At 37.3% G+C, this 10,698-nt stretch carries 11 protein-coding genes; 3 read left to right on the top strand and 8 right to left on the bottom strand.

Going from position 1 to position 10,698, the window contains the following annotated elements; genetic code table 11:
• The first annotated feature begins 223 nt into the window (after positions 1-223).
• Both ACUVXA_RS10360 and ACUVXA_RS10355 read left to right on the top strand, forming a co-directional pair.
• Positions 224-1,216, top strand: coding sequence for a CPBP family intramembrane glutamic endopeptidase (locus tag ACUVXA_RS10360; protein WP_445871184.1), 993 nt, complete (start codon positions 224-226; stop codon positions 1,214-1,216).
• A gap of 205 nt (positions 1,217-1,421) precedes the next feature.
• Positions 1,422-2,066 (top strand): hypothetical protein, encoded by a 645-nt coding sequence (locus tag ACUVXA_RS10355; RefSeq protein WP_445871183.1) that lies wholly within the window; start codon positions 1,422-1,424, stop codon positions 2,064-2,066.
• Positions 2,067-2,452: 386 nt separating this feature from the next.
• Here the strand turns inward: ACUVXA_RS10355 and ACUVXA_RS10350 are convergent, their stop codons facing one another.
• From ACUVXA_RS10350 to proS, 5 genes are all read right to left on the bottom strand, one after another.
• Positions 2,453-2,710 (bottom strand): hypothetical protein, encoded by a 258-nt coding sequence (locus ACUVXA_RS10350; RefSeq protein ID WP_445871182.1) that lies wholly within the window; start codon positions 2,708-2,710, stop codon positions 2,453-2,455.
• 252 nt (positions 2,711-2,962) lie between these two features.
• Complete coding sequence (locus ACUVXA_RS10345; RefSeq protein WP_445871181.1) at positions 2,963-3,370, bottom strand: hypothetical protein; 408 nt, start codon at positions 3,368-3,370, stop codon at positions 2,963-2,965.
• Positions 3,371-3,507: 137 nt separating this feature from the next.
• Complete coding sequence (locus ACUVXA_RS10340) at positions 3,508-4,287, bottom strand: endonuclease Q family protein (protein WP_445871180.1); 780 nt, start codon at positions 4,285-4,287, stop codon at positions 3,508-3,510.
• 336 nt (positions 4,288-4,623) lie between these two features.
• Entirely contained in the window at positions 4,624-5,871 is a 1,248-nt protein-coding gene (gene larA, locus ACUVXA_RS10335) for a nickel-dependent lactate racemase (RefSeq protein ID WP_445871179.1), read from the bottom strand.
• Between the two features lie 82 nt (positions 5,872-5,953).
• The gene (gene proS, locus ACUVXA_RS10330) at positions 5,954-7,408 is read right to left on the bottom strand and encodes a proline--tRNA ligase (RefSeq protein WP_445871178.1); all 1,455 of its coding nucleotides are present in this window, start codon (positions 7,406-7,408) and stop codon (positions 5,954-5,956) included.
• A gap of 275 nt (positions 7,409-7,683) precedes the next feature.
• Between proS and ACUVXA_RS10325 the strand changes: the two genes are divergently transcribed.
• The gene (locus ACUVXA_RS10325; RefSeq protein ID WP_445871177.1) at positions 7,684-8,811 is read left to right on the top strand and encodes a DUF362 domain-containing protein; all 1,128 of its coding nucleotides are present in this window, start codon (positions 7,684-7,686) and stop codon (positions 8,809-8,811) included.
• Positions 8,812-8,890: 79 nt separating this feature from the next.
• On the opposite strand, the gene ACUVXA_RS10320 is transcribed toward ACUVXA_RS10325, so the two are convergent.
• The 3 genes from ACUVXA_RS10320 to ACUVXA_RS10310 form a co-directional block, all read right to left on the bottom strand.
• Positions 8,891-9,181 (bottom strand): YunC family protein, encoded by a 291-nt coding sequence (locus tag ACUVXA_RS10320; protein WP_445871176.1) that lies wholly within the window; start codon positions 9,179-9,181, stop codon positions 8,891-8,893.
• 85 nt (positions 9,182-9,266) lie between these two features.
• Positions 9,267-10,136, bottom strand: coding sequence for a PfkB family carbohydrate kinase (locus ACUVXA_RS10315; RefSeq protein ID WP_445871175.1), 870 nt, complete (start codon positions 10,134-10,136; stop codon positions 9,267-9,269).
• Between the two features lie 55 nt (positions 10,137-10,191).
• Complete coding sequence (locus ACUVXA_RS10310; protein WP_445871174.1) at positions 10,192-10,467, bottom strand: 30S ribosomal protein S26e; 276 nt, start codon at positions 10,465-10,467, stop codon at positions 10,192-10,194.
• Positions 10,468-10,698: the final 231 nt, after the last annotated feature.

Below are 10,698 nucleotides of genomic sequence, written 5' to 3'. Positions count from 1 at the left end.
AATTATTCTTTTCGAACTATCCCAACAACCCACATACTTAAGGCGCCTTCTCGAAAAACGAATAGGTAATATTGATAAATAGATAAAGCACACGGAATATTAACAAAATTATCCAACCATGCCCTATAATAAATAGGCTCTAAACAGGTGACAAAGCTTATTCCAAAAATAGAACAGTAATTTTACACTATACTGATATTAGAAAATATTCAGTGTGACTAAATTGGAAAAGAAAAACAAGTTCTGTCCTAAGTGCCGAGTGAAATACAAAGCAGATGATTCTGAGTTTTGTATGTATTGCGGTGGGAAACTTGTAGACGAAAACAGTGAATATATTCGTAAGGATAAGATGGGAACTCAGGAGATGGAGCATAGGACACGAGCATCTTGGGGGTGGATTCCGGCGGTTTTAGGATATACTGCTTCATTTTTTCTGCTCATCCTCCTTCAAAATTTATTATCCGGCATAGGACCAATTTTAGTACCTTCCTTCATGATTATACCATTCTTTGATCAAATTATTTTAGTGGCGAGCCCAGAGTTACTAGTTTTTATTACCTTAGGTCAGTTCGGTCTAATAGTGGTACCCTTCTTATATATTAAAATTAAGGGTTTATCAGTAAAAGAATTGGGCTTCGACTTCGAGGACAAGACAGAAGTCCAGAAGGACATCTTTGTAGGGGCTATTGGTGGAAGCCTAATGATAGGAATTTCTATGTTTATTTCCTGGGTAACATCTAACACTTTAGGTCAACTTTACTCATCAATCGACATCTTTTTAGCCGGACAATTCTCCCTTGTAAATAATGCATCCTTCATGTCCATTTACTTGTACCAATACATATTACTAGTACTAAGTATGTTCCTAGTTATTGCACCCAGTGAGGAAATATCCACCAGAGGCTTCCTTCAACAAGGACTAGAAAACAGTTTTGGAAGATGGGCCGGACTTTTTATAACCGCAATAATCTTTTCCGCGCTACACATAATATTATATCCCCAGAGTGCAGCGGGAATTGGACTTCCTGGTTACGTCGGCTCAATCGCAGCCATATTAGCAATACCATCTTATCTGGCACTTTCATTAACACTGGGAATACTACTTCAGATCCGAAAATACAGAATAATCACCACGATAACAACACACGCAGTTTACATGACAATTCTGGTATCGATATATTACTTCCTAAACTACTGGATTTACTTCTACTTCTAAAACCAACCATGTCCTAACGACTACTCAGACAATAAAAAATATAACAAACCGTTGTGAAATAGAATATTAAAGACAAAAACAACGCAATTGAGGTAGTGAGCGGTAACCAAAGAGTTTTTAAAAAAGGTTACACATATTTTAATAATAGAAGACTCGAAAAACAAAAACCTAAAAAATAAAAGAAAAAAGCAAGAAGGGTTAAAACTTGGGCAAAAAAGAAGAGAAACTATTACGATTCGTCTCAAAGGCCTGTTCCTCCCTACTAAGTTCCTCAAACAAATATATAGAATCACTAAAAAAAGCACAAGAATCCTACACAAAATCAATAGAAAAACTCCAAAAAGAACTCGAAAAAGCAGCAAAAGGAATGGAAATCGACCTTGCAACAGCTGACCTATCAATACCCACAGCCCCAGAAATAGCCACTAAGGAAACTATAGTAACAGCAACCCCAATAGACACATTCGCCAGTAAAAGCGCTCCAGATGACGTATTCGGTATGTTTTCCAAATCCGGAGCACCACCCGCGGCAGGAGTACCCTCGTCCGCAGGTATGCCACCGTCAGCCGGTGCGCCACCACGGGCTGGGCCACCCGCAGCAGGACCACCTTCCGCTGGACCGCCGTCAGCCGGGCCGCCACGAGCCGCGGGAGTACCATCGTCGGCTGGGCCACCCGCAGCAGGACCACCTTCCGCCAGACCGCCAAGTATGGGTGTACCGAGTGTTTCTGCTGCTCCTACGATGGGCGTTTCTCCTGTTCAGCAGGATGCTGCTTCTATTACGGATCTTAGGAACGCTATGATGACGGAGCTTGGCCGGTTGAAGAAGCTTTTCGCTTCAGAGGAATAATTGGTTCGGTATTTTTTATGGGGAGAAGTTTTTCTGTTTAATGCTTCTCACCTTTATATTTAAATTCTAAGTTATTGTCTAATGAGGATTGTTGGCTGTTTGATAATGTTTTTTTAATGGGAAAGCCATGGAATAAAAAAGTGCGGCTGGTTTTTAATATTTTTAAAAAACAGAAATTTTTTAAGATATTTTGTTGTTGGGTTTGTTTATTGGAAAGAATTTAATTTTTACTTTCTGGTTTTATTTGATGTTTTATTTTAATAACTTTTAAAAAAATAGGAGAGTTTTTAAAGATAGATGAAGGGTTAATAAATAGGAGGAGAGAGCGGATTTTAATGTTTTTGTATTTTTTCTCTTGAAATAATATTTTGGATTCGGTTTATTTTTCATTTATATTTTAATTCGTATAGCTCGCTACTGTTTGGGATGTAGAATACATCATTGTAATAAACTACTGGTTTTCGGAATAAAACTGCTAGTTTTAGGAAGGGTGATATTTGTTCGTCTCCCTTAAAGATGATTCTTGCGGATATAGCGCCGCCGTTATCTTTGAAATCGGCGGGAGCTATTATCGGAACGCGCTCTTCCTTTGCTTTATTTTTGACTTTGTCTGCGAAAATTTTTTTCTCATCCTCTTTGGGCATTATTTTTCCTCCTGAATAACTAAAATTTTATTTTAGATTAGTATTAGCATTGGCAATATTTAAGTTTATGATCCTTTCGGATTTTACATTTATCTACATCATATTGTGGTAAAAAGGTTATAATAACTTTATTATTCGTTATACCATTATTTAAAACATTTTATCTAACACATATTATTAAGAATTATGGATTTGAATTGAATTATCTTTATTTTAGACTTGAATTTGGAATATCAATTTTAAATTCATTATTTATTTGAAATAGCCGTTCAAACTTTTTTGCTCTATCTGTTTAGAGATTTTTCTTTCATTTTCTTTTTCGTCTAAAATAATTTTTCCATAAACTCCATCAAATCCCGGTCTAATATTTATTCTACCTTCACGGTTCTTGATTATCATATCAGCAATTAATGGATTGGTTACCCTTTCAATATCGGTTTTTTGTACATTAAGTAAAACATTATATTCATTATTGAAAGAATTTACAAGCTGATAATAGGTATCCCAAATCTGTTTTGCATACAAGTTCTCAATTCCCATTACTGCAGAAATTAATTCGGCTAAGGGAATTATTCTTATAAACGGAATAAAATAGGGAGGAACATAGTTATCGTCACGATCGGCCAGTTCTTCCACTCTGTGTTGTACTCCAATAGTCATCTTTTTTCTACATATAGGACATATACAGCCTTTTTTTAGAGACTCTTTTGGTGAGATGCACACTTCTGTGCCACAAGAGTGTTTATCTGAGCGGTGACCATCGAAGTGATATTTTATGGCTAACTCGAAAATGCGAATTAGTTTCCATAAGCAGGATCAACCTCAATGGTCATAACAATTTTTTTCCTATTCTTTGCTTTTATGGCATCGGTCAATTCTTGGTATGATGGTTCTTCTAATTCGTAGACATTTGCTTCTCTCCCTAGCCTCCAGCTCCAAGGACTGTGAGCATCACTGTTACTCATTAATACGTATTTGTCCAATGCGCTTAGTCTCCAATTCATAGGGGGATCAGAGGATAAACCTGTTTCCACCGAGTAAATATGTTTGAGTTGATCCTCGTAACAGTCTTCTAGCCGGTCAAAGCCATTTTCACCTAATGCGCCAAACCAGCTAGTCCATAAATGTGCAGGAAGTATGAATATTCTCTCATCAATCTCTATAAGGTTCTCAATGAGTTCTGCTGGGGATATACTTAGTTGAGGTCTCCCATCAACTTCTAACTTACCATACTTTGCTAGAAAATCGTTCATTCTGTCAACTACTTTAAAATTTGGAGCAAATAAAACATGATGAATCTTCTTTGAAGCTCCTTTATAATTAAAAACTGTTGACACCTCAGTGGAAAGAATAAAAAAAACTTGACTCTCGCCCTCCAATATATAGAAGCCGGAATCATCAATCTCTTTTAGTTTGCTTTTTAACTCAGTTAACCATTTTGGATGAGATAAGTCTCCTGTGCCTAGAAGATTCAATCCCTTAACCTTGGCATACCGTATCAAATTCTCGATGTCCATTTTATCGCTGGTAGCTCTACTATACTTGCTATGTATATGAAGATCAGAAAAAAAGCGCATTTAGAAATCCTCCATATAACTTTTTATGATTATTTGACTCACCATTTTCCATATAAGATATTTCCTTTGAAAGATTTAAGTAGATGTATTAAATAGACCTTAGGCGTAATTAATACCTTCGGAAATTTTTGCCGTTTTCAGGCGTCTTTTATCACAGTTTTTGCATTTTTCGGTATGATTTCTGAAGAATTTTAGAATTTTTCGCACCATTTCTGAATGAAAAATAATTACGCCTAAGGTCTAATGTGTATTTCAAAAATTTATAAAAAGTATCAAAACGGGTAATAGATTGTTTATATTGATATAATAAAAGAAAACACGTTACTGAATATCTTATTATATACCTGTGGGGAGAGGAAGTGACACCGCACCCCATGGAAGTATAATGCAGTCTGCATTTTCTATCTGTGCCTTTTTTATTGCATGTTCAAGATTTTCAGCGTATTCTAAACCCATTTTTTCTATAACTTCTCTTTCTATCCCATCTGTGACCACTATTATTCTCTGAACGTTTTTAACCACGGAAAATAAATAGAGCACGCAGCTTTCTCCCGGAAGTTGCCCCGTATCGAGCATTTTGAATAATGTTTTTGGTCCAGGATTGTCCATTAACATTTCTTTAAATATTTCACTATGTGATAGACCATCCCAGCAGGGTGCTACGTGTATAATAACACCACGTGGTTTGACGGCTAGTGAAGAAGCAAAAATTGCTTTCAGGGATTTGCCAAAAGTCGCATCCTTGGGATGAGAGCTCGCTATTACCACGTCTGCCTTTTTATTTAAAGAAACACCATAAATAGACTTTGCGTTTTCAACTGCTTTACGGTGGGCTTTAACCACATCTCCAGCGAATATATCTACTATATTTTCGTATATGTCTAGAGTGGCGTTTACTATCATGTCTAAACCTAGTAGCTTGGCAGCATCTTCACTATCCCTGCGTATAAGATTATCTTCTACTTTTCCGAATTCTGCATTGAATATTTTAACCAATGAATGGTTAGCATTTATTGTTTGTCTTCCAGCTACTCCCGGTACAATGATTCCTGCGCCACCCGTGAATCCCATTAATTCATGAGGTGTAACACTGCCTAATCCTATCTTAAGATCTGCTTCTACAACTTTTTTGTTAAGAAATACCTCAATATTTTGAGGAGTTTTACCGATGCAAATTAAGTCTTTATTGGGATCGTGTTGAAAGACTTTCACTCTTTCCATGACGTTACTGCCCAGTTTCTTTTCCAGCTCATTTTCATTTAGGGATTCATGTAGTCCCCGTCCGATGATTACGTTGATTTTTTCATCTGAAATTCCAGCCTGATTCAACTCGTCTAGCAATGGGGGAATTATAAGGTTTGAGGGGGTGGGACGAGCTTTATCATCCGAGATTATTATTGCATTCCTTTTTTCTTGTGCGATATTGTGCAAGCTTTTAGTTCTTATTGGATTTCTCACCGCTCTCAGCACTGACTCGTAAGGATCAATTTCATTGTTAGTTACTTTGGGTGAAAGAAAACCTAATAGGTTCCAGCTGTCGGGTAGACTGAACTCAATTTGTTTTTCACCGTAAGGAATTTTCATGACTCTCAACTTCCAATTTTTTCAGAAATTTACTCGGGATTTAAAAGTACAAATAAAAGATTTTACATAGGAAGTAATTTGTTTAGTAAGCCTTGGCAATATAAACTATTGATTTTGCTTTTTCACCACATATTATGCAGTTGCCTTTTGGTTTTTCTTCATCCCCAAATATTTTGCCTCTTACTTCGTATCCTCCGGTTTCGTCTTTAATTATTTCTGCGCACTTCTGATTGTCACAGAACTCGATTTTTATGAAGCCTCCTTTATTTTTAGCGATTTCTAGAAAATCCTCCTTATTTTTTGCTTCTCGAATATTCTCTTCCAAGTCTTTTTCTCTGCGAGTTCTTAATTCTTTTAAAATATCGTCCTTTAGATGTTCGATAGTTTTGATAAGTTGGTTTTCTTTTACTTGGAAACGCTCCTTTTTGTCTCTTCTAAAAACAGTTACCACACCGTTCTCGATGTCCTTAGGACCAATTTCAAGTCTTACTGGCACACCTAATAGTTCCCAGTGATAAAATTTCGCTCCTGGACGGTCTTCTGAAACATCAAGTTTAACGCGATAACCTTTATCCTTGAGTTTATGGTAAAATTCTTCACACTTCTCCATTATCAGTTCATTTTTTCCCTTTTTTGGTATGGGAACTATTATAATTTGAAGCGGGGCTACATGAAATGGTAAAATCAAACCATAATTGTCTCCATGCATGCTGATAATTGTAGCCGCTATTCTTGAGATTCCTATCCCAAAACATGTCTGTTGACCATACTTTTTAGTTCCATCCACATCTTCAAAAGTTATGTCAAAGGCTCGAGAGAAATTCTCACCTAAAAGATGGGTGGTGGCAATTTGTAGGACCTCCTTATCGGGAAAAAGCACATCAAAAGCGTATGAATGTTCGGCTCCTGCAAACCTGTCCCAAGAAGGCCTTTCCATTAAGAGAAAGGGAATGCCCAGTTGATTATGTAGAACGTCAATTGTGATTTCCATATCCTCTTTTACCTGGTTCACCGCGTCCTCAAATGTTCTATGAACATCATGGGCTTCTATCCAGTAAAATTCGCGTCCTCGAATGAGAGGTTTTGTCGCTTTGGTTTCGTATCGGTAAACGGTGTTACTTTGATAAAGTTTTAAGGGCAGATCTCGATAGCTCCTAACCCAGTAGGCATAGAGCGGATACATTGCGGTCTCAGAAGTTGGCCTTAACAGTAATGGTTTATCAAGTTCACTGTCTCCTGCTCGGGTTATCCAGAAAACTTCTCCGGAGAATCCTTTTATGTGTTCAGCTTCTTTTTGAAAGAATTCTACGGGTATTACTACAGGAAAATTACAAATTGAATGTCCGTGCTCATCCAAAGCGTCTTCAAACAGTTGGTAAGTTTGCTTCATGATGGTGGCAACATTAGGACGATAAACTACAAAGCCCTTCACACCATATCTAAGATCCACTAGCTCTGCCCTTTGGACGATTTCGTTATACCAGTCACTAAAGTTTTGTTCCTTGTCAGGTAGGGGAGTCTCAGCATCTTCAGCCATTCAATCACCAACTAAAACATAAGCAGTTTAACGATTAGTAGATGCAAATTTTAAAAAGGTTACTTAATCGAACAACTATGAATGGATATCCGATTTAATATTTGAGTAGAGTTCGTTTAGTTTACATTTCTATTATTGCAGAGTTAAACTGCTGAAATTTAATATAAACCTTTTTTCCTTAAAGGAATTCAAAAAGATTGCGTAAGGTAACGTTTTACCAAAGTTTTTTTAAGTTTTTTTCCTCTATGTAATCATCCACCCTAGAGGGTTGAGTTATGACTATGGTATCAATAGCAAAAAGTGATACAGCCTCAGAAGCTGTCCGGAAAGCTGTGAAATTGATAGGGGGAATGGAAAAAATCGTTAATAAAGGGGAAAAAGTTTTTATTAAACCGAATCTGGTTGCCCCTCTTACCAAAGAATCCGGCGCAATAACCGACCCGGAGGTGACTAGGTCGGTAATCCAACTTGTAAGGGAGGCAGGGGCAAGCAGTATAATGGTTGGAGATGCTCCATTCTTTTTTTACAAATCAAGAAGGGCTTTTGAGGTTACGGGAACGCAGAAAGTGGTGGAAGAAGAGGGAGTTGAAGCGGTTTATATTGATGAGGATGAATATTTAGAGATTGAGTCCCCTAAAGCAAAATTATTGAACACTATTAGACTGCCCAAATCCCTACTGAATAGCGACAAGTTCATTACTGTACCCAAGTTGAAAACGCATTCCATGTGTAGGGTTAGCTTGGCGATTAAAAACCAGATTGGATTATTGTCTCCTGAGCAGAAACAGATTTATCACAGGACAGATATTCACCAAAAGGTTGTGGACGTAACACTTGCCGCTAAACCAGACTTGGCTATAATTGATGGACTAAACGCACTAGAGGGACAGGGGCCCACCTACGGTGATCCAGTGGACACTGGAATAATTATCTCTGGAATGGATGTAGTGTCCGTTGATTCTGTAGGATCTATTATTATGGGTTTTGAGCCTCAGGAAATTCCTCACATAAGACTCGCTGCACTACAAGGACTAGGGGAAATGGATTTAAGTAAAATAGAAGTGAAAGGAGAGAGTATTGATAAGGTCCAGAAGCAGTTTAAAAGACCCTTAACAGACGTAATGGGTGTTTTTCCAAATGTAGAGGCATACGTTGGTTGCGCATGTAATGAAGGTTGTTTAGCTTGGACAAGAGTGGAATTGGACAGGCTAAGAAAACATGGACTAGTAGAAAAAGTGGGTAAGGTTAATCTAGTAATAGGACATGATGTCAAAGTTCCGGAAAGACTGGAGGGTAGAGTTTATATCATAGGAGACTGCGCAGAAGACCACAAGGAGAAGGGAATTTTTGTGAAAGGCTGCCCTGCTTTCCAAATTTTGGGTAAAATACAGCCCGGGGAATAGATCCCCTTGTATAAAGTTAATTAAAATCAAAACATTTTAAAAATAAAATAAATGTGGAAATAGGTTCCTAGGAAAGAGGTTAGACTAGATAACTTAATGCTTCTTTGCCTTTCTGTCCAACTCTTACCCCTAATTTTTCGGCTTCCGTAGTCAATTTTTTTATTTCAGCGTTTAGTACGTCTTCAAAGGTTCTAACACCGGTCACCACCGCGGCAGCTATCCCAAGCTTCTCTGAGGCTTCAATATTTAAGAAGCCACAAGCTAAGATACCCCTTTCACCTATGATAAGTAATAAGGGCGCTGGTTTGAGATCCACCTTTAATCCGAGGCAAATATTATCTCCTACTCTTATTTGTTCGATGTTTATCATTTAGTACACCTATCTTCTTTATCCAAAAAAGTTGCTTAAGTTTTTTGGTTCGTAATTTGGGTTTTATATTTATATTACAAATGGATTATTCGACAGCCATTTCTCGTGATATAAACCGGGACATCCCTTTACCTGCAACAGATTTTGTGGCAACATTAGTCGCAATATTTCCGGAATTTTTTACGTCCTTTGTACGAATGTATTCAAGAAGAAATACTCCAAAAAATATGTCTCCCGCACCAGTAGTTTCTACAACCTTTTCTGGACGAGACTTCGGGGTAATAATCAGGTTTTCCTTACCCCTTATATAAACGCCTTCCTCACCCATGGTTATTATAACTATTTCTGGGCCAAAACTTAAAATCTCCTGCGCTGCGTCATAAATGTTATTGCAATTCATAGAGGTCAAGGCTTCACGTTTTGAACTCTTAACAATATCCACTAGTGGAAGTATTTGTTCACCTTCATTCCAAAAATCGTAATACACGTTCCCATTTTCACCAAATTTTCGAACAAAACCTTGTAGGTCAATAGCTAATACTGAATCTGTTTTTCTTGAGATTTTTTTCATGAAATCAGGTGAAATTTCTCTTGCTATGGGGCTGACAAGTATGGATTGAGCATCTAAAAAATTGTCCGGAATTTCTTCAAATAGAATTGGCGCGCATCTCTCAATCAGTCTTAATCGTCTGCTGTTAGGTAGATGCTCAATTTCAAAGCTTGTTGTAAAACCATCTGTTTTCAAAATAAATGTTTGAATCCCCATTTCGTTAAAGACAAATAAAGAGTTTTCATCAAGGTCTCTACCAATTTTAGACACTACACCTACATTCCCCCCCATTTTTCTAGCAGCTATTGAGGCATAAAATGAGGCGCCTCCTGTCAAAAATGTTGGAGAGCCTTCTCTTATTATGATATCTTTTGCTATATGCCCAATAACCACTAAATCAAACAAAAACTCCTCCCCGTAATGGGTCAACTAGTTTTACTTAAGAGCAACATTTTCTGGGTTATCTAGCTTTTCTATCTTCCTTTGATCTCACCCGAACCACGTTTCTGTGAACAGCGCAGTTTATGCAGTATAATCTGGTTTCTTTGGTTCTCGGAAGGTATGCTCCCTGCTGTCTTAGTTCTCGACCTATCATTGGGTCCACCAATGTTTTGTACTTTGTTACTTTCTTAGCTTTGTCTCTGGGTACTAATTTACCACATCCGCTACACTGTACATGCCCTTTCTTTCCTGAACTTCCTTTGGCTCTGCCACGGCTTTTACGTTTTTTTGGCAAAATACCACTTCTAATTCATTCATTATTTATTTGGAATTTGACCAATTCTAGAGAATCTCAAGGAACTATTTATTTTTATCCTTTACAGTTTTAAATATGTCAATAGGTTAAATGGATTCGAGAAAAAAGCTTTTTAGTTGTAAATCATTTTGCAAATATAATTTTATGATAGGTAGGGGACCAGTATTTCTTAGGTTTATTTGGTTTTGTTTATAAAGGAGAGAACATTTT

Source organism: Candidatus Jordarchaeum sp. (assembly GCF_052745115.1).
This window is presented reverse-complemented; position numbering and strand designations above follow the sequence as displayed.